Raw genomic sequence first — 18,731 nt, 5'->3', positions numbered from 1 at the left:
GGCGGGCAGGGGGTGGCAGGCGGCGGGCAGCGCCCGGGAGCGGCCCGCACGGGGTCCGCTAACGTTGCGCCCTGTGAGTGCGCTTTCCTGGGTCCTGTGGATCACCGTGGCGCTGGTGGTCACCGGCGTCTACCTGAGCTGGACCGCCGGACGGCTGGACCGGCTGCACGCCCGCATCGACGCCGCCCGCGCCGCGCTGGACGCCCAGCTGCTGCGGCGCGCGTCCGTGGCACAGGAGCTGGCCACCTCCGGGGTCTTTGACCCGGCCGCGTCCATGCTGCTGTACCAGAGCGCGCACGACGCCCGGCTGGCGGCGGAGGAGCAGCGCGAGGTGGCCGAGAGCGAACTGAGCCAGGCGCTGCGGGCCGTCCTCGGTGAGCCCGGGCAGATGGAGGCGGTGCGCGCGGTGCCAGGCGGCGAGGAGTCGGTGGGGGAGCTGGCCGAGGCGGTGCGCCGGGTGCCGATGGCCCGGCGGTTCCACAACGACGCCGTGCGGGCCGCCCGCGCGCTGCGCCGGCACCGCGCGGTGCGCTGGCTGCGCCTGGCCGGTCATGCGCCGTTCCCGCTGGCGTTCGAGATGGACGACGAGCCCCCCGCCGCACTGGTGGACCGCTCCACCGCGCATGGCGCCCCGGCCCCCGCCGACGCGGGTGGCCCGTCCCGGAGTCAGCCCCCTGGACCGCCCGGCGGCGAGCGCGAACGCGACGGGAAGGGAACCGGAGGAGACGCGGGGCGCCGGGGCGACGGCGCCGGGGCGGGCCACTGACCGCGAATTGGACCTTTCCCGGCCACCATCCGGTCCGCTTTGCTCCATCATGGAGCAGGATCGGTCGTCGAAGTGGCCTTCGTGGCCGGTCCGGGTGGTGTCCCGAACGGGCCTACGATGGAACGCGGCGGCCCGCCCGGCCGCCACTGCGGTGTGTGCCGGGGTTCTCCCCGTTCCTGACGCTCCTGGCGCCCCAGTTGTGTAGTTCGTCGTAGTCCGTCTTTCCGCCGAGTGAGGTCAACCGTGTCCACCACGTCCCCCAGCACTTCCCCGACCCCCGAGACCGGCACCGCCCGGGTCAAGCGCGGCATGGCCGAGCAGCTCAAGGGCGGCGTGATCATGGACGTCGTCACGCCGGAGCAGGCGAAGATCGCCGAGGATGCCGGGGCCGTCGCCGTCATGGCCCTGGAGCGGGTCCCGGCCGACATCCGCAAGGACGGCGGTGTCGCCCGCATGTCCGACCCGGACATGATCGAGGGCATCATCGACGCCGTCTCCATCCCGGTGATGGCCAAGTCCCGCATCGGCCACTTCGTCGAGGCGCAGGTCCTCCAGGCCCTCGGGGTGGACTACATCGACGAGTCCGAGGTCCTCACCCCCGCCGACGAGGTCAACCACAGCGACAAGTTCGCCTTCACCACGCCGTTCGTCTGCGGTGCCACCAACCTGGGCGAGGCTCTGCGCCGTATCGCCGAGGGCGCGGCGATGATCCGCTCCAAGGGGGAGGCCGGCACCGGCAACGTCGTCGAGGCCGTGCGCCACATGCGCCAGATCAAGGGCGAGATCGCCCGCCTGAAGGGCCTGGACAACCACGAGCTGTACGCCGCCGCCAAGGAGCTGCGCGCCCCCTACGAGCTGGTCGCCGAGGTGGCCGAGCTGGGCAAGCTGCCGGTCGTGCTGTTCTCCGCCGGCGGTGTCGCCACCCCGGCCGACGCCGCGCTGATGCGCCAGCTCGGCGCCGAGGGCGTCTTCGTCGGCTCCGGCATCTTCAAGTCCGGCGACCCGGCCAAGCGCGCCGCCGCCATCGTCAAGGCCACCACCTTCTTCGACGACCCGAAGATCATCGCCGACGCCTCCCGCAACCTGGGCGAGGCCATGGTCGGCATCAACTGCGACACCCTTGAGGACGCGGAGCGCTACGCCAGCCGCGGCTGGTGACACCCCGCCCGTAACCGCGCCACGTGGTGCTGCGTGGCCCCGGCGGTCCGGCCCCGCGCGGGAGCTGGACCGCCCGCCACGCCGGTCACCACGTCCCGCCTGCCACCCCCGTGCCGAAGAGGAATCCGTGAGCAACCCCGTCATCGGTGTCCTGGCCCTGCAGGGCGACGTCAGGGAGCACCTGGCGGCGCTCGCTTCCGCGGGTGCCGACGCCCGCCAGGTCCGCCGCCCCGAGGAGCTCGCCGAGGTCGAGGGCCTGGTCATCCCCGGCGGCGAGTCCACCACCATCTACAAGCTGGCCCGCGTCTTCGGGCTGCTGGAGCCGCTGCGCGCCCGGGTGCGTGCGGGCCTGCCCGCCTACGGCTCCTGCGCGGGCATGATCATGCTCGCCGACAAGATCCTCGACCCGCGCTCCGGCCAGGAGACGATCGGCGGCATCGACATGATCGTGCGCCGCAACGCCTTCGGCCGCCAGAACGAGTCCTTCGAGGCGGCCGTCGAGGTCACCGGCGTGGACGGCGGCCCGGTCGAGGGCGTCTTCATCCGCGCGCCGTGGGTGGAGTCCACCGGCGCCGCCACCGAGATCATCGCCGCCTACGCCGGACACCCCGTCGCGGTCCGCCAGGGCAACCTCCTCGCGACGGCCTTCCACCCCGAACTCACCGGCGACCACCGGGTGCACGAGCTGTTCGTCCAGATGGTCCGCGCCGCGGCGTGACGCGCTGACGGTAGGATCGGCCGCACTGGTAACCCGTTGGTGACATCGAAGGAGCGAGGCTGTGTCCGGCCACTCTAAGTGGGCAACCACCAAGCACAAGAAGGCCGTGATCGATGCCAAGCGCGGCAAGCTGTTCGCCAAGCTGATCAAGAACATCGAGGTCGCGGCGCGCATGGGCGGCGCCGACCCGGACGGCAACCCCACGCTCTACGACGCCATCCAGAAGGCCAAGAAGCAGTCGGTTCCCAACAAGAACATCGACAGCGCGGTCAAGCGCGGCGCCGGGCTGGAAGCGGGCGGCGCCGACTACGAGACGATCATGTACGAGGGCTACGGTCCCAACGGCGTCGCCGTGCTCATCGAGTGCCTGACCGACAACCGCAACCGCGCCGCGTCCGACGTGCGCGTGGCGATGACCCGCAACGGCGGCTCCATGGCCGACCCGGGCTCGGTGGCCTACCTGTTCCACCGCAAGGGCGTCGTCATCGTCCCCAAGGGCGACAGCGGTCTGAGCGAGGACGACGTGCTCGGTGCCGTGCTGGACGCGGGCGTGGAGGAGGTCAACGACCTCGGCGAGTCCTTCGAGGTACTGAGCGAGGCCACCGACCTGGTCGCGGTGCGCACCGCGCTCCAGGAGGCCGGGATCGACTACGACTCCGCCGACGCCAACTTCGTCCCCACCATGCAGGTGCAGCTGGACGAAGACGGGGCAAGGAAGATCTTCAAGCTGATCGACGCCCTGGAGGACAGCGACGACGTGCAGAACGTCTTCGCCAACTTCGACGTCTCCGACGAGGTCATGGCCAAGGTTGACGCCTGAGCGGCCGCCGCACGACGCCGGGCCGCACCGGGGTGACACACCTCGGTGCGGCCCGGCGCGTTGTCGGTGCGGGCCGATAGCCTGCGAGAACAGCCGTGGCCTGCGGCAACAGCGAGTCGAGCACAGGGGAGGGCGTGAGGTGCGGGTACTGGGCGTGGACCCGGGGCTGACCCGCTGCGGCGTCGGCGTCGTGGAGGGCCGGGCCGGGCGCCCGCTGCGCATGGTGGCCGTCGGTGTCCTGCGCACCGCCGCCGACGCCGGGGTCGCGCACCGGCTGGTGGAGATCGAACGCGGCCTGGACGCCTGGCTGGACGCGCACCGGCCCGAAGCCGTCGCCGTCGAGCGGGTGTTCAGCCAGCACAACGTGCGCACGGTCATGGGCACCGCGCAGGCCAGCGCCGTCGCGCTGCTGTGCGCCGCCCGGCGCGGGCTGCCCGTCGCACTGCACACCCCCAGCGAGGTCAAGGCCGCCGTCACCGGTACCGGGCGGGCCGACAAAGCGCAGGTCGGGGCCATGGTGACGCGACTGCTGCGGCTGGACGCGCCGCCCAGACCAGCCGACGCCGCCGATGCCCTCGCGCTCGCGATCTGCCACATCTGGCGCGCCCCGGCCGTGAACCGCCTCCAGCAGGCCCAGCAGGCTCACCGCGTGGGCCGGGCTCCCCGCACCACCGCCGCCTCCCGGAAGGGCACCGCCTGATGATCGCCTTCGTCCAGGGCCCGGTGGCCGCGCTCGCCCCCGACGCCGCCGTCATCGAGGTCGGCGGGGTCGGCATGGCCCTCCAGTGCGCGCCCGCCACGCTGGCCACGCTGCGCGTCGGCGAGCCCGCCAAACTCGCCACCTCACTGGTCGTGCGGGAGGACAGCCTGACGCTGTACGGCTTCGCCGACGACGACGAGCGCCAGGTCTTCGAACTGCTCCAGACGGCCAGCGGAGTCGGCCCCCGGCTCGCGCAGGCCATGCTCGCCGTCCACCGCCCCGACGCCCTGCGCCGGGCCGTCGCCAGCGGTGACGAGAAGGCGCTGACGGCGGTGCCCGGCATCGGCAAGAAAGGCGCACAGAAGCTGCTGCTGGAGCTGAAGGACCGCCTCGGCGCTCCCGTCGGAGCCCCGGCCCCCGGCCGTGCCCCCGCCCCGGCGCCCGCACCCTGGCGCGAGCAGCTGCACGCCGCGCTGCTGGGCCTGGGCTACGCCACCCGCGAGGCCGACGAGGCGGTGGAGGCCGTCGCCCCGCAGGCGGCGGGCGCGGACGGGGCCGTGCCGCCCGTCAGCACGCTGCTGCGCGCCGCCCTGCAGACCCTCAACCGCACCCGCTGAGGCGCCCGGCGCCCGGCCCGAGGAGAGAACCGAGCATGACCTGGGACGACGACCAGGGCGCCAGCGCCCCCACCGGCGAGGCCCACCCCGACACCGCGGGCGAACGCCTGGTCGCAGCCGACGCCGACGGCGAGGACACCGCCGTCGAAGCCGCGCTGCGGCCGAAGACGCTCGCCGAGTTCGTCGGCCAGCCGAAGGTCCGCGAACAGCTCGACCTGGTACTCAGGGCCGCCCGGCAGCGCGGCGCCACCGCCGATCACGTACTGCTCTCCGGCGCGCCCGGCCTGGGCAAGACCACACTTTCCATGATCATCGCGGCGGAGATGGGCGCCCCGATCCGTATCACCTCCGGCCCGGCCATCCAGCACGCGGGCGACCTGGCCGCCATCCTCTCCTCACTGCAGGAGGGCGAGGTGCTGTTCCTGGACGAGATCCACCGCATGTCCCGGCCCGCCGAGGAGATGCTCTACATGGCGATGGAGGACTTCCGGGTCGATGTCGTGGTCGGCAAGGGGCCCGGCGCCACCGCCATCCCGCTCGAACTGCCCCCCTTCACCCTGGTCGGCGCCACCACCCGGGCCGGGCTGCTGCCGCCGCCGCTGCGCGACCGGTTCGGCTTCACCGCGCACATGGAGTTCTACGAAGCGGCCGAACTGGAACGCGTCATCCACCGCTCCGCGCACCTGCTGGAAGTGACCACGGACGCCGGGGGCGCCGCTGAGATCGCCGGCCGCTCCCGTGGCACACCCCGCATCGCCAACCGCCTGCTGCGCCGGGTGCGCGACTACGCGCAGGTCAAGGCCGACGGCGTCGTCACCCGGCAGATCGCCGAGCAGGCGCTGGCGGTGTACGAGGTGGACGAACGCGGGCTGGACCGGCTGGACCGGTCGGTCCTGCACGCCCTGCTGAAGCTCTTCGGCGGCGGCCCGGTCGGCCTGTCCACGCTGGCGGTGGCCGTGGGGGAGGAGCGGGAGACGGTCGAGGAGGTCGCCGAGCCATTTTTGGTGCGCGAGGGCCTGCTGGCCCGCACTCCTCGCGGCCGCGTCGCCACCCCGGCCGCCTGGGCCCACCTGGGCCTCACCCCGCCCCCACAGCCCGCACCGGGCGCCGCCCCGGGCCAGCCGGGTCTCTTCGAGGGCTGAGCAAGGCAAGCCCACCGGGCCGGGCGGGGCGGGGACAGAGGCGGGTCCGGGCGCTGTGGCGCGTCACCCGCCCGCGCCACCTGAGCAGCCGACATCCGCCGGGCCCGGAACCTCGGCGGCCTATGAAGCGTTGTTTCAGCGGCAGAGCCTCGCCTAGACTCCGCCGGTGCCGCCCTTCCTGCGGCGGCAGACCATCCATCACCCCCCCAGGCCGTTCGCGCGGCCTTGCAAAGGACACTCTTCCGCCGTGGATATCGCATTCCTTCTCCCCCTCATCATCCTGATCGGCTTCATGTTCGTGATGACGAGGTCGGCCAAGAAGAAGCAGCAGCAGGCCATGCAGATGCGCGACCAGATGCAGCCCGGGACCGGCATCCGCACGATCGGCGGCATGTACGCCCGGGTCAAGGAGGTCGGGGACGACACCGTCCTGGTCGAGCTGGCGCCCGGCGTGCACGCGCGCTTCGCCAAGAACGCCGTCGGGGCGGTGCTGGAGGACGCGGAGTACGACCGCATCGTGCACGGCGCGGAATTCCACAGCGACGACGCCCCGGTCGTGCCGGACGACGCCTCGACCCTGACGGGCACGCCCGGTTCCGCGGGCGCCGCCGCTGATGAGAAGATCGACCTGGGCAAGGACGGCCAGGCGCGGGGCGCCGAGGACACCGAGCCCGAGGATGAGACCAAGCGCGACGGAGACAGCGGCCCGAAGTAGCCCCGCACGCCGCCGGACCGGCCGGTCCGGCGGCGGCGCACGCTGACGCACATCATCTCGCGTGCCGCGCGGTGACCACCGCGCGCGGGCGGCCGGACAGGGAGAAACGACAAGGTGGCGACACCGAAGAAGCGCCGGAGGTCCCCCGGGGCGCAGGGGAAACCATGGCGCGCACTCGCGCTGATCATCGCGCTGACCGGCCTGCTGGTCGGCGGGATGTTCCTCTCGGGCAGCACGACCCCGCGCCTGGGCATCGACCTCGCCGGCGGCACCAGCATCACCCTCACCGCCGAGGAGCAGCCGGGCAAGGGGGGGGCGATCAACGAGGCCAACATGAACACGGCCACGTCGATCATCGAACGCCGCGTCAACGGCCTGGGCGTCTCGGAAGCCGAGGTCAAGACCCAGGGCGACCGCAACATCATCGTCAACATCCCCCGTGGCACCGATGAGGAGCAGGCGCGCGAGCAGGTCGGCACCACCGCCGAACTCGGCTTCCGCCCGGTGCTCAACGCCGCCCCGGCCGCGCCCGGTGCCCCCGGCGGCGAGCCCACCCCGCCGCCCGGTGGCGAGGAGCAGGGCGAGGGCCAGCAGGACGGCGCGGGCGAGGCCCCCGGGGAGGACACCGCCGAGGCCCCCGAGGGGGAGCAGTCGCCCGCACCCGAGGCGTCCGAGGGCTCCGCAGGCGAACCAACCCCCCAGGGCGGCAAGCAGGGACCGGTCAACGAGCCCACGCCGTCCCCCGGCGGGGAGGAGCAGCCGGAAGGCGAGCAGCCGGAGGGCGAGGAGCAGCCACAGGAGGAGAGTCCCGCGCCGCAGGATGGCGGCCAGGCGGACGCGGCCGCGCTCGCCCAGCGCCTCCAGGAGCTCGACTGCTCCACGCCCGAGGCCCGCGCCAAGGCGGGCAAGGCCGTGGCGAACACGGAGAACTCCGAGCCCGTCGTCGCCTGCGACCGCGAGGGCTCCTTCAAGTACGCGCTCGGCCCCGTCGAGGTGCCCGGTACCGATGTCGAAGGCGCGGAAGCCGTCTTCGACCAGCAGCGTGGCATCTGGATCGTCACGATGGAGTTCAACAGCGCCGGTTCGGACAAGTTCGCCGACGTCACCGGGCGCATCGCCGCGCTGCCGCAGCCGCAGAACCAGTTCGCCATCACGCTCGACGGTGAGGTCGTCTCCGCCCCCTCGGTCTCCTCGCGGATCGGCGGCGGTCAGGCGGAGATCTCCGGCAGCTTCAACCAGGAGTCCGCCTCCGACCTGGCCAACGTGCTGAAGTTCGGCGCGCTGCCGATCAGCTTCACCGAATCCAACGTGGTGAGCATCTCGGCGTCGCTCGGCGGCGACCAGCTCCAGGCCGGACTGATCGCCGGTGCCGTCGGCCTGGCCCTGGTCGTGGTCTACCTGCTGTTCTACTACCGCGCGCTGGCCTTCGTGGCCATCGCGAGCCTGGCCCTGATGGGCGGCCTGACCTACGTCATCATGTCGCTGCTCGGCCCGGCCATCGGCTTCGCACTGAGCCTGCCGGCGGTCTGCGGCGCCATCGTCGCCATCGGCATCACCGCGGACTCCTTCATCGTCTACTTCGAGCGCATCAGGGACGAGGTCAGGGAGGGCCGGTCGATCCGGCCGGCCATCGAGCGGGCCTGGCCGCGCGCCCGGCACACCATCCTCATCTCCGACGTCGTCTCCTTCCTGGCCGCCATCGTGCTGTTCTTCGCCGCGGTGGGTTCGGTCCAGGGCTTCGCCTTCGTCCTCGGCCTCACCACCCTGCTCGACGTGGTGATCGTCTTCCTGCTGACCAAGCCGCTGACGACGCTCCTGGCCCGGCGGCCGTTCTTCGCCGAGGGACATCGCTGGTCCGGCCTGGACCCCAAGCGGCTGGGAGTCCAGCCGCCCGTCCGCGGGCGCCGCAGGGCTCCTGCCACCGCTGAGCCGAAGGAGGCCTGATGAGCGGGATCGGGGCGCTCAGCGCCAAGCTCAACCGTGGCGAAGTGGCCGTGGACATCGTCAGCCGCCGCAAGCTCTGGTACGTGCTGTCCGCCGTCATGATCGCCATCTCGCTGGGCGGGCTCGGGTTCAAGGGCCTGTTCATGGGCGTGGAGTTCCAGGGCGGTGCGGTCTTCACCACCCCCGCCACGCAGGTCTCCGTCGAGGAGGCCCGCACGGCGGCGCAGGAGGCGACCGGCAACGATGCCCGGGTCCAGCGCCTGGGCAACAAATCGCTGCGGATCACCGTCACCGGGCTGGACACCGAGACGTCCAACAACGCCCGCGGGGACATCGCCCAGGAGCTCGGCTTCGCGGGCGAGGACCTGGGCGTCGAGCTGGTCGGCCCCAGCTGGGGCGACCAGATGACGAGCAAGGCGCTCACCGGTATGGTGATCTTCCTGGTGCTCGTCAGCGTGTACCTGGCGATCACCTTCGAGTGGCGCATGGCCCTGGCCGCCCTCGTCGCGCTCCTGCACGACCTCATCATCACCGTCGGCGTGTACGCGCTGGTGGGCTTTGAGGTCACGCCGGGCACGGTCGTTGGCGTGCTGACGATTCTCGGCTACTCGCTGTATGACACCGTCGTCGTCTTCGACAAGGTCAACGAGAACACCCGCACCCTCACCCAGCAGAACCGCAGGACGTTCAGCGAGCTGGCCAACATGGGCCTCAACGCCACCCTCGTGCGCTCGGTCAACACCTCGGTGGTGGCGCTGCTCCCGGTGGCCGGTCTGCTGATCATCGGTGCGGGGCTGCTCGGCGGCGGCATGCTCAAGGACATCGCCCTGTCGCTCTTCGTGGGCCTGGTCGCGGGCACCTACTCGTCCATCATGATCGCCACGCCGATCGTGGTGGACCTGAAGAACCGCCAGCCGGAGGTGCGCAAGCACACCCGGCGGGTGCTGGCCAAGCGGGCCAAGGGCGCGCCCGGTGGCACCGAGGATGCCGCCGACGCCCCTGAGGACGCCGAGGACGCCGAGGACGCCGACGGTCCGGGCGAGGACGACCCGGCGCCGACAGCCGACGGCGCCGCGCCCCACGGAGCCGAGGACGCCCGGGACGGCGCGGACGAGGAGCGGGACGTGGCACCGGCCGGAGCCGTCGCCCCGCCCCGCCAGGGCGGCGCCCGCAGCGGCCGGGGCCGTGGCGGCGCGGCCGGGAAGCGGCGGTGAGGCGCGTGACCTCGCTGGCCCCGCTGCCCGCCGACGTCTCCAGCCTGCTGCTCAGCCGTATCCGGGACGTGCCCGACCACCCCAGGCCGGGTGTGGTGTTCAAGGACATCACCCCGCTGCTGGCCGACCCGGCGGCGTTCACCGCGCTGACGGACGCGCTGGCCCGGCGCTGCGGCCAGCTCGGTGCCACCAAGGTCGTCGGCCTGGAGGCGCGCGGGTTCATCCTCGCCGCCCCCGTCGCCGTACGGGCGGGGGTCGGGTTCATCCCGGTGCGCAAGGCGGGCAAGCTGCCGGGTGCCACCCTGGGCCGGGCGTACGACCTGGAGTACGGCAGCGCCGAGATCGAACTGCACGCCGAGGACCTGACCGCCGACGACCGCGTGCTCGTGGTCGATGACGTGCTGGCCACCGGGGGCACCGCCGAGGCGTCCGTGCACCTGATCCGGCGCACCGGCGCCGAGGTCGTCGGAGCCGCTGTCCTGATGGAACTGGAGTTCCTCGCCGGACGCGCCCGGGTCCAGGCCGCGCTCGGGGACGCGCCGCTGGACGCGCTCGTCACGGTATAGCCGGAGCCGGAGCATCGCACACCGCCGCACGCCGGGCGGGTCCGTCCCGGACCGCCCGGCGTGCGGCGTTCGGTAACCCGCCCGTCCCGGGTCCTGAGCGGCCCGTACGCCGGGCGGTCGGGGTCGATACCATGGCAGTCCAGCCGTCTTCCTGGCCGGAACCGTACGAGGAGTGCTCTTGCCAGACGAGGCCCAGCGACTCACCGCCACCGAGCGACGGGACCAGGGCGCCGCCCCGCGGCCCGCGACGGGCCCTGCGGCCGGTGCGTCGGGCCCCACCCCGGCGGACCCCGGGCCTGCCGCCGCGCGCTCCACCGCGCCGTCGTCCCGGCCGCCGCAGCCCGGGCGCACCGGCCAGCCTGGCCGCAAGGCCGGACAGCCAGCGGAGAAGCACCCGGCGAAGCAGAGCGGCAAGCAGGGCGCGAAGCCCGCTGGAAAGCAGGGCGGCAAGCAGGACGCGAAGCCGGCCGGGAAGCAGGGTGGCAAGACCCCCACCAGTTCCGGCTCCGGCGACGGGGCGCCCGCCCGCGCGATCTCCGGCGTCTCCGGGCGCTACGGCTCCTCCAACCGCGTCCGCGCCCGCCTGGCCCGGCTCGGTGTCCAGCGTTCCAGTCCGTACAACCCGGTGCTGGAACCCCTGCTGCGGATCGTCCGGAGCAACGATCCGAAGGCCGACACGGCGACGCTGCGCCAGATCGAGCACGCCTACCAGGTCGCCGAGCGCTGGCACCGTGGCCAGAAGCGCAAGAGCGGTGACCCGTACATCACCCACCCGCTGGCCGTCACCACCATCCTCGCCGAGCTGGGCATGGACCCGGCGACGCTGATGGCCGGGCTGCTGCACGACACCGTCGAGGACACCGAGTACGGCCTGGACACGCTGCGCCGCGACTTCGGTGACCAGGTCGCGCTGCTGGTGGACGGCGTCACCAAGCTGGACAAGGTCAAGTTCGGTGAGGCCGCGCAGGCCGAGACCGTGCGCAAGATGGTCGTCGCGATGGCCAAGGACCCGCGAGTGCTGGTCATCAAGCTCGCCGACCGCCTGCACAACATGCGCACCATGCGCTTCCTGCGCCGTGAGAAGCAGGAGCAGAAGGCCCGCGAGACGCTGGAGATCTACGCGCCGCTCGCCCACCGGCTGGGCATGAACACCATCAAGTGGGAGCTGGAGGACCTCGCCTTCGCGATCCTCTACCCGAAGATGTACGACGAGATCGTCCGCCTCGTCGCCGAACGCGCGCCCAAGCGGGACGAGTACCTGGCCACCGTCATCGACGAGGTGCAGGGTGACCTGCGCGGCGCCCGCATCAAGGCCACCGTCACCGGCCGCCCGAAGCACTACTACAGCGTCTACCAGAAGATGATCGTGCGGGGCCGGGACTTCGCCGAGATCTACGACCTGGTGGGCATCCGTGTGCTGGTGGACACCGTGCGCGACTGCTACGCGGCGCTCGGCAGTGTGCACGCGCGGTGGAACCCGGTGCCCGGGCGGTTCAAGGACTACATCGCCATGCCCAAGTTCAACATGTACCAGTCGTTGCACACGACGGTCATCGGGCCCGGCGGCAAACCCGTGGAACTGCAGATCCGCACCTACGACATGCACCGCCGCGCGGAGTACGGCATCGCCGCCCACTGGAAGTACAAGCAGGAGGCGGTCGCCGGAGCCTCCAAGGTGCGCACCGATTCCCCCGGGCGCGGCGGCAAGGACACCGTCAACGACATGGCGTGGCTGCGCCAGTTGCTCGACTGGCAGAAGGAGACGGAGGACCCGGGCGAGTTCCTGGAGTCCCTGCGCTTCGACCTCTCCCGCAACGAGGTCTTCGTCTTCACCCCCAAGGGCGACGTCATAGCGCTCCCGGCCGGGGCGACGCCGGTGGACTTCGCCTACGCCGTACACACCGAGGTCGGCCACCGCACCATCGGTGCCCGCGTCAACGGGCGGCTGGTGCCACTGGAGTCCACGCTCGACCACGGCGACACGGTGGAGATCTTCACCTCCAAGGCCGCCGGTGCCGGGCCCTCCCGCGACTGGCTCGGCTTCGTCAAGTCGCCCCGGGCGCGCAACAAGATCCGCGGCTGGTTCTCCAAGGAACGGCGCGACGAGGCCATCGAGCAGGGCAAGGACGCGATCGTCCGCGCCATGCGCAAGCAGAACCTGCCGATCCAGCGCATCCTCACCGGCGACTCCCTGGTGACCATGGCGCACGAGATGCGCTACCCCGACATCTCCTCGCTCTACGCGGCCATCGGCGAGGGCCACGTCACCGCGCAGAACGTGGTGCAAAAGCTCGTGCAGTCCTTCGGCGGTGAGGAGGCCGCCAACGAGGACATCGCCGAGACCGCGCCGCCGCTACGCCGCCCCCGCACCAAGCGGCGCGCGAGCGCGGACCCGGGTGTGATCGTCAAGGGCACCGACGAGGTGTGGGTCAAGCTGGCCCGCTGCTGCACGCCGGTACCCGGCGATCCGATCATCGGCTTCGTCACCCGTGGCAGCGGCGTCTCTGTGCACCGCGCGGACTGCGTCAACGTTGACGCGCTGTCCCGCGAGCCGGAACGCATGCTGGAGGTGGAGTGGGCGCCGACGCAGTCCTCGGTGTTCCTCGTCGCCATCCAGGTCGAGGCGCTGGACCGCTCCCGCCTGCTGTCCGACGTCACCCGGGTGCTGTCCGACCAGCACGTCAACATCCTCTCGGCCGCCGTCCAGACCTCCCGCGACCGCGTCGCCACCTCCCGCTTTACCTTCGAGATGGGCGACCCCAAGCACCTGGGCCACGTCCTGAAGGCCGTCCGTGGCGTCGAGGGCGTCTACGACGTCTACCGCGTCACCTCCACCCGCCGCACCTAGCCCCGCCACTCCGGCCGGGTTTCCGCCGTCTCCTGCCGCCGCGATCGCGGCGGCAGGAGACGGCGGTTTCACCAGTCGGCGGTCTCTTGGCCCGGGCACCGTGGCACAGCGAGAGCGTGAGCGGCCCCGCAGCGCTGTGGGGGCTCTGCGGATGTGGTCGGGCAGGGGTCAGGCCCCGAGCGGTACCCGGGGCCTGACGGTGGGGCCGCAACTCCTGGGCCGTCAGCAGACCGTGTGTGCCGGGCGCCGACGCGGCACCCGGCCACGACAGTGAGGGCCGAGCGGAACAGGAGATCACCCCAGCCACCGCGCACGGTGGGAAAGCTCCCGCTCAGCCCAGTTCTTCCAGGCCCTTACGGGCCTGGTCCAAGAGGGCCTGGCGGCCGGCGAGTTCCTTCTCCAGCTTCTCCGCCTTCGCGGTGTTGCCCGCCGCGCGGGCAGCGTCCGCGTCCGCGCGCAGCTTGTCCACCGCGTCCTGGAGCTGGCCGGTGAGCCCGGCGGCGCGCGCCCGCACCTCGGGGTTGGAGCGGCGCCACTCGGTGTCCTCGGCGTCCTGGATCGCCTGCTCCACCGCCCGCATGCGGCCCTCGACGCGGGGCCGCGCGTCCCGGGGGACGTGCCCGATCGCGTCCCACCGCTCGTTGACGGAGCGGAACGCGGCGCGTGCGGCCTTGAGGTCGGTGACCGGCAGCAGCTTCTCCGCCTCGGTGGCCAGCTCCTCCTTGCGGGTCAGGTTCTCCCGCTGTTCGGCGTCGCGCTCGGCGAACACCTCCCCACGGGCCTGGAAGAAGACGTCCTGCGCGGCGCGGAAGCGCTGCCACAGGTCCTCCTCATGTTCCCGCTGGGCCCGCCCGGCCGCTTTCCAGTCCCGCATCAGCTCGCGGTAGCGGGCCGCCGTCCCTCCCCAGTCGGTGGAGCCGGACAGCGCCTGGGCTTCGGTGACGAGTCTCTCCTTGCGCTGCCTGGCCTGCTCCCGTTGCGTGTCCAGCGCAGAGAAGTGCGCCTTGCGCCGCTTGGAGAACGCCGAGCGGGCGTGGGAGAAGCGGTGCCACAGCTCGTCGTCGGACGTGCGGTCCAGCCGGGGCAGGCCCTTCCACGTGTCCACCAGCGCGCGCAGCCGGTCGCCCGCCACCCGCCACTGGTCGCTGCGCGCCAGCTCCTCAGCTTCGGCGACCAGCTCTTCCTTGGCCTTGCGGGCCGCCTCGGACTGCCGGGCCTTCTTCGCCTTGCGCTCCTCCTTGCGGGCCTCCACCCGCTCGGTGAGCGCGTCGAGCCGCTGGCGCAGCGCGTCCAGGTCGCCCACCGCGTGGTGGGCTTCGACCTGCTCGCGCAGATGCCCGATGGCGGTCAGCGCGTCCTTGGTGGACAGGTCCGTCGTCTTCACCCGGCGTTCCAGCAGGCCGATCTCCACGACCAGGCCCTCGTACTTGCGCTTGAAGTAGGCGAGGGCCTCTTCCGGGGTGCCGGCCTGCCACGATCCGACGACCTGCTCACCCTCGGCCGTCCGCACGTACACGGTCCCCGCCTCATCGACGCGGCCCCACGGGTCGCTGCTCACAGCGCCTCCTCCACATGACGCCGACGGGGCACCGCGCGCCCCCGGCATCGTCCACGGTTTTCGTCCGGCATCCGATGTTCACCGTGCTGGTCACCTGGCCGGAGCAGGAAGCCCGCACACTGCCCAACATAGGCGAGAGGGGGCTGGCTGTCCGCATCCAGCGCGGAACAAGCCGCACTCCCGGGGCCGCGCGGTCTCAGCTCTCCCGCACGGTGACGTCGTTCAGTACCACGGTGGCGCGCGGAGTGGTGGCCTGGATCTGCGGGTCCGGTTCGGAACCGGCCTCGGCGATCTTCTGGAGGACGTCCATGCCCGTGGTGATCGTACCGAACGGGGTGTAGTCGGCCGGCAGCGGGCTGTCCTCGTAGACGAGGAAGAACTGGCTGCCGCCGGTGCCCGTGCCCGCGTTGGCCATCGCCACCGTTCCGGCCGGGTAGGTGCCGTCCTTGACCTCGGGGGCGTCCAGGTTCTCGTCGGGCAGCTCGTAGCCGGGGCCGCCCTGACCGGTGCCCTGCGGGTCGCCGCACTGCAGGACGTAGATGCCCTGATCCACCAGGCGGTGGCAGCGGGTGTGGTCGAAGTAGTTCTCGCCCGTGAGGAAGTGGAACGAGTTCACCGTCTGCGGCGCGTTTTTGGCGTCCAGCGCGACCTCGATGTCTCCGCAGGTGGTCTCCAGCGTCATCGTGTAGGAGGCCGAGGTGTCAATGGCCAGCTCGGGCTTCTCCTCCCACTGCTCGCTGCCCGGCTCGCCCTTCGCGGGCTGCTCACACGGGTCCTCGAACGGGCTGGGGGAGGAACTGGGGGCCGCGCCCGCGGTGCGCTGCCCGTCGTCCCCGCCCAGGGTGAGCGCGGCCACCGCGCCGCCGCCGCCCACGAGCACCACCAGCACCACCGCGACGATCGTGTTGCGCACCTTGGCCCGGCGCTGGGCGGCGGCCCGCCGCTCGCTCTGGCGCTGGTACTTCTGCCGTGCCAGCTGCCTGCGCCGCTGCTCCTTGCTGACCACCTGCGTAACTCCTTTTGCTGACTGGGGAACCCTGCCGGAGGGACGCGCCCGGCCCGGCGCGGGCCGCCCCCGCACCGGCGGCCCCGTACGCGGGATGGACCCGGCCGGGCGGCCAGCAGAGGGGACGTCGCCAGCCCGTACCGTATACGGGTTAGCGGCGGCCGTGACCGCGCCGGTAGGCTGCCTGCGGACATGTCCGCGCCGCCTGCTGAGTAAAGGACGAACGTGCTCGTTGCCGGGTTCCCCGCCGGGGCCTGGGGCACCAACTGTTACCTGGTCGCCCCCGCCGCTGGCGAGGAGTGTGTGATCATCGACCCCGGCCACGAGGCCGCCGAGGGCGTGGAGGAGGCGATCGCCAAGCACCGGCTGAAGCCGGTCGCCGTCGTCCTCACCCACGGCCACCTCGATCACGTCGCCTCGGTGGTGCCCGTCTGCGGCGCCCACGACGTGCCCGCCTGGATTCACCCGGACGACCGCTACATGATGAGCGACCCCGAGAAGGCGCTCGGCCGCGCCATCGGGCAGCAGCTCATGGGCGATCTGACGATCGGTGAGCCGGACGACGTGCGCGAACTGGGCGACGGCGCCCGGCTGACCCTGGCCGGTCTCGACCTGACCGTCGCGCACGCCCCGGGCCATACCAAGGGGTCGGTGACCTTCGCGATGCCCGGGCAGGCCGACATCCCGCCGGTCCTGTTCTCGGGCGACCTGCTCTTCGCCGGCTCCATCGGCCGCACCGATCTGCCCGGAGGCGACCCGGACGAGATCATGCGGTCGCTGGCCCGCGTGTGCCTGCCGCTGGACGACTCGACCGTGGTCCTGGCCGGACACGGTCCCCAGACCACCATCGGCCGCGAGCGCGCCGCCAACCCCTTCCTGCGGGAAGTGGCCGCCGGCCACCGAGCCCCCGGCACGGCGGCCCCCCGACGAGGAATGTGAACCAAGACCTCCGCATGAGTACCTTCTCGGCCCCCAAGGGCACCTACGACCTGACCCCGCCGGACTCCGCCGACTTCCTCGCCGTCCGCGAGGCCATCTCCGCGCCCCTGCGCCGCGCGGGCTACGGCTACGTGGAGACGCCCGGCTTCGAGCAGGTGGAGCTGTTCGCCCGCGGGGTGGGCGCCTCCACCGACATCGTCACCAAGGAGATGTACACCCTCACCACCAAGGGCGGCGACGAGCTCGCGCTGCGCCCCGAGGGCACCGCCTCCGTGCTGCGCGCCGCGCTCCAGGCCAGCCTGCACCGCGGCGCCCTGCCGGTGAAGCTGTGGTACTCCGGCTCCTACTATCGCTACGAGCGCCCGCAGGCGGGGCGCTACCGGCACTTCTCGCAGGTCGGCGCCGAGGCGCTGGGTGCCGAGGACCCGGCGCTGGACGCCGAACTGATCATCCTGGCCGCCGACGCCTACCGCGCGCTCGGCCTGCGCGAGGTGCGGCTGCTGCTCAACTCGCTCGGCGACGCCCAGTGCCGCCCCGGCTACCGCGCGGTCCTCCAGGACTTCCTGCGCGGCCTGGACCTGGACGAGGAGACGCTGCGCCGGGTGGAGATCAACCCGCTGCGCGTGCTGGACGACAAGCGGGAGACGGTGCGGCGGCAGCTCACCGGCGCACCGCTCATGCGCGACCACCTGTGCGAGGCGTGCACGGCGTACCACGAGCAGGTGCGCGAGCTGCTGACCGCCGCCGGCGTCGCGTTCGAGGACGACCCTCGGCTGGTGCGCGGCCTGGACTACTACACCCGCACCACCTTCGAGTTCGTGCACGACGGGCTGGGCGCCCAGTCCGCGGTGGGCGGCGGCGGCCGGTACGACGGGCTGTCCGAGATGATCGGCGGCCCGGCGCTGCCCTCGGTCGGCTGGGCGCTGGGCGTGGACCGCACCGTGCTGGCCCTGAAGGCCGAGGGCGTCACCCTCGACCTGCCCGCGCGCACCGAGGTGTTCGCCGTGCCGGTCGGCGAGGAGGCCCGGCGCCGCCTGTTCGGCGTGCTGACCCAGCTGCGCCGCGCGGGCGTGGCCGCCGACTTCGCGTACGGCGGCAAGGGGCTGAAGAACGCGATGAAGTCCGCGAGCCGTTCCGGTGCCCGGTACGCGCTGGTGCTCGGCGAGCGTGACCTCGCCGAGGGCGTCGTCCAGCTCAAGGACCTCGACAGCGGCGCGCAGTCTCCGGTGCCGCTCGATGTGGTGGTGGACGAGGTTCGCGCGAAACTGGGCTGAGGTGCCGCTCGTTGGCACAATGAACAGCAGACCACCGACGAGGGGACCACGAGCGTGATGATGACCGAGACGGCACCCTCCGCAGCGGACGGAACCGAGGAACGCGGGCGCCCGGCCAGCGCTGTCGGCGCCAGCCGCGCTTACGCCTGGACGCTGATCGTCAGCGCCGCCGCGGGCCTGCTGGCCGCCTGGGTCATCACGCTGGACAAGTTCAAGATCCTGGAGGCGCAGGTCGCGGGGGAGACGTTCACCCCCGCGTGCAGCCTCAACCCGGTCGTCTCCTGCGGCAGCGTGATGCAGAGCGCGCAGGCCGGGGTGTTCGGCTTCCCCAACCCCATGCTGGGCCTGGCGACCTACGCCTCCGTCCTCACCATCGGCGTCGCGGCGCTGGCCGGGGCGCGATTTAGGCCCTGGTTCTGGCGCGGTCTGCTGGGCGGCACCTTCCTCGGCGTCGCGTTCTGCACCTGGCTGATGTACCAGTCGCTGTACAACATCAACGCGCTGTGCCTGTGGTGCTGCCTGGCCTGGGTCGGCACGCTGGTGATGTTCTGGTACACCCTGGCGCACACGCTGCGGCACCGCATGGTGCCCGCGCCGTCGGGGCTGCGGAGCTTCGTGCTGGAGTTCCCGTGGGTGCTGCCGGTCGTCCACGTCGGCATCATCGGCATGCTGATCCTCACCCGGTGGTGGGACTTCTGGCTCGGCTGAGGCCGCTCGGGCTCCGGCCGCGCCGGTTCCAGCCGGGG

General features: G+C 72.3%; 17 protein-coding genes. 15 read left to right on the top strand and 2 right to left on the bottom strand.

Annotation, left to right across the window (positions count from 1 at the left end; all coding sequences use genetic code 11):
• Positions 1-73: 73 nt before the first annotated feature.
• From JJV70_RS19075 to JJV70_RS19020, 12 genes are all read left to right on the top strand, one after another.
• The gene (locus JJV70_RS19075) at positions 74-766 is read left to right on the top strand and encodes a hypothetical protein (protein ID WP_308294904.1); all 693 of its coding nucleotides are present in this window, start codon (positions 74-76) and stop codon (positions 764-766) included.
• Positions 767-1,075: 309 nt separating this feature from the next.
• Positions 1,076-1,924: a pyridoxal 5'-phosphate synthase lyase subunit PdxS gene (gene pdxS / locus JJV70_RS19070; protein ID WP_257574219.1), complete on the top strand. Its 849-nt coding sequence runs from the start codon at positions 1,076-1,078 to the stop codon at positions 1,922-1,924.
• Between the two features lie 127 nt (positions 1,925-2,051).
• A complete protein-coding gene (pdxT, locus tag JJV70_RS19065) occupies positions 2,052-2,642 on the top strand; it encodes a pyridoxal 5'-phosphate synthase glutaminase subunit PdxT (protein ID WP_219049241.1) in 591 nt (196 codons plus the stop codon).
• 61 nt (positions 2,643-2,703) lie between these two features.
• On the top strand, positions 2,704-3,462 hold the full coding sequence (locus JJV70_RS19060; RefSeq protein ID WP_219049240.1) for a YebC/PmpR family DNA-binding transcriptional regulator: 759 nt from the start codon (positions 2,704-2,706) through the stop codon (positions 3,460-3,462).
• Between the two features lie 139 nt (positions 3,463-3,601).
• Entirely contained in the window at positions 3,602-4,162 is a 561-nt protein-coding gene (ruvC, locus tag JJV70_RS19055) for a crossover junction endodeoxyribonuclease RuvC (protein ID WP_219049239.1), read from the top strand.
• Positions 4,162-4,779, top strand: coding sequence for a Holliday junction branch migration protein RuvA (gene ruvA / locus JJV70_RS19050; protein WP_219049238.1), 618 nt, complete (start codon positions 4,162-4,164; stop codon positions 4,777-4,779). The genes ruvC and ruvA overlap by 1 nt, the downstream gene beginning before the upstream one ends.
• Before the next feature lie 35 nt (positions 4,780-4,814).
• Positions 4,815-5,921 (top strand): Holliday junction branch migration DNA helicase RuvB, encoded by a 1,107-nt coding sequence (gene ruvB, locus JJV70_RS19045; protein WP_219049237.1) that lies wholly within the window; start codon positions 4,815-4,817, stop codon positions 5,919-5,921.
• Between the two features lie 247 nt (positions 5,922-6,168).
• A complete protein-coding gene (gene yajC, locus JJV70_RS19040) occupies positions 6,169-6,636 on the top strand; it encodes a preprotein translocase subunit YajC (RefSeq protein ID WP_219049236.1) in 468 nt (155 codons plus the stop codon).
• Positions 6,637-6,750: 114 nt separating this feature from the next.
• Entirely contained in the window at positions 6,751-8,580 is a 1,830-nt protein-coding gene (gene secD, locus JJV70_RS19035; protein ID WP_219049235.1) for a protein translocase subunit SecD, read from the top strand.
• Entirely contained in the window at positions 8,580-9,794 is a 1,215-nt protein-coding gene (secF, locus tag JJV70_RS19030; RefSeq protein WP_219049234.1) for a protein translocase subunit SecF, read from the top strand. Before secD ends, secF begins: the two co-directional genes overlap by 1 nt.
• A 5-nt stretch (positions 9,795-9,799) precedes the next feature.
• Positions 9,800-10,360, top strand: a complete 561-nt coding sequence (locus JJV70_RS19025) for an adenine phosphoribosyltransferase (RefSeq protein WP_308294905.1) — start codon at positions 9,800-9,802, stop codon at positions 10,358-10,360.
• A 178-nt stretch (positions 10,361-10,538) separates the two neighbouring features.
• The gene (locus JJV70_RS19020) at positions 10,539-13,208 is read left to right on the top strand and encodes a bifunctional (p)ppGpp synthetase/guanosine-3',5'-bis(diphosphate) 3'-pyrophosphohydrolase (protein ID WP_219049233.1); all 2,670 of its coding nucleotides are present in this window, start codon (positions 10,539-10,541) and stop codon (positions 13,206-13,208) included.
• Between the two features lie 331 nt (positions 13,209-13,539).
• On the opposite strand, the gene JJV70_RS19015 is transcribed toward JJV70_RS19020, so the two are convergent.
• Both JJV70_RS19015 and JJV70_RS19010 read right to left on the bottom strand, forming a co-directional pair.
• On the bottom strand, positions 13,540-14,766 hold the full coding sequence (locus JJV70_RS19015) for a DUF349 domain-containing protein (RefSeq protein WP_219049232.1): 1,227 nt from the start codon (positions 14,764-14,766) through the stop codon (positions 13,540-13,542).
• A gap of 196 nt (positions 14,767-14,962) precedes the next feature.
• On the bottom strand, positions 14,963-15,772 hold the full coding sequence (locus JJV70_RS19010) for a peptidylprolyl isomerase (RefSeq protein WP_219049231.1): 810 nt from the start codon (positions 15,770-15,772) through the stop codon (positions 14,963-14,965).
• A 225-nt stretch (positions 15,773-15,997) separates the two neighbouring features.
• Between JJV70_RS19010 and JJV70_RS19005 the strand changes: the two genes are divergently transcribed.
• Genes JJV70_RS19005 through JJV70_RS18995 form a run of 3 tightly spaced genes read left to right on the top strand, consistent with a single transcriptional unit; the run spans position 15,998 to position 18,693 of the window.
• A complete protein-coding gene (locus tag JJV70_RS19005; protein WP_219049230.1) occupies positions 15,998-16,711 on the top strand; it encodes an MBL fold metallo-hydrolase in 714 nt (237 codons plus the stop codon).
• 14 nt (positions 16,712-16,725) lie between these two features.
• On the top strand, positions 16,726-17,985 hold the full coding sequence (hisS, locus tag JJV70_RS19000; protein WP_219049229.1) for a histidine--tRNA ligase: 1,260 nt from the start codon (positions 16,726-16,728) through the stop codon (positions 17,983-17,985).
• A 60-nt stretch (positions 17,986-18,045) separates the two neighbouring features.
• Positions 18,046-18,693, top strand: a complete 648-nt coding sequence (locus tag JJV70_RS18995; RefSeq protein ID WP_219049255.1) for a vitamin K epoxide reductase family protein — start codon at positions 18,046-18,048, stop codon at positions 18,691-18,693.
• The last annotated feature ends 38 nt before the right edge of the window (positions 18,694-18,731 follow it).

Origin of the sequence: Streptomyces sp. JJ66 (assembly GCF_019303495.1) — a bacterium.
Taxonomy (GTDB): domain Bacteria; phylum Actinomycetota; class Actinomycetes; order Streptomycetales; family Streptomycetaceae; genus Streptomyces.
Note: the sequence above shows the minus strand (reverse complement) of the source record. Positions and strands in the feature narration are given on the sequence as shown.

Excerpts from the sequence above, each read along its gene's own strand:
- pdxS (WP_257574219.1), top strand. The coding sequence starts at position 1,076 with ATGGCCGAGCAGCTCAAGGGCGGCGTGATCATGGACGTCGTCACGCCG.
- ruvA (WP_219049238.1), top strand. The coding sequence starts at position 4,162 with ATGATCGCCTTCGTCCAGGGCCCGGTGGCCGCGCTCGCCCCCGACGCC.
- ruvB (WP_219049237.1), top strand. The coding sequence starts at position 4,815 with ATGACCTGGGACGACGACCAGGGCGCCAGCGCCCCCACCGGCGAGGCC.
- secF (WP_219049234.1), top strand. The coding sequence starts at position 8,580 with ATGAGCGGGATCGGGGCGCTCAGCGCCAAGCTCAACCGTGGCGAAGTG.
- hisS (WP_219049229.1), top strand. The coding sequence starts at position 16,726 with ATGAGTACCTTCTCGGCCCCCAAGGGCACCTACGACCTGACCCCGCCG.
- JJV70_RS18995 (WP_219049255.1), top strand. The coding sequence starts at position 18,046 with ATGACCGAGACGGCACCCTCCGCAGCGGACGGAACCGAGGAACGCGGG.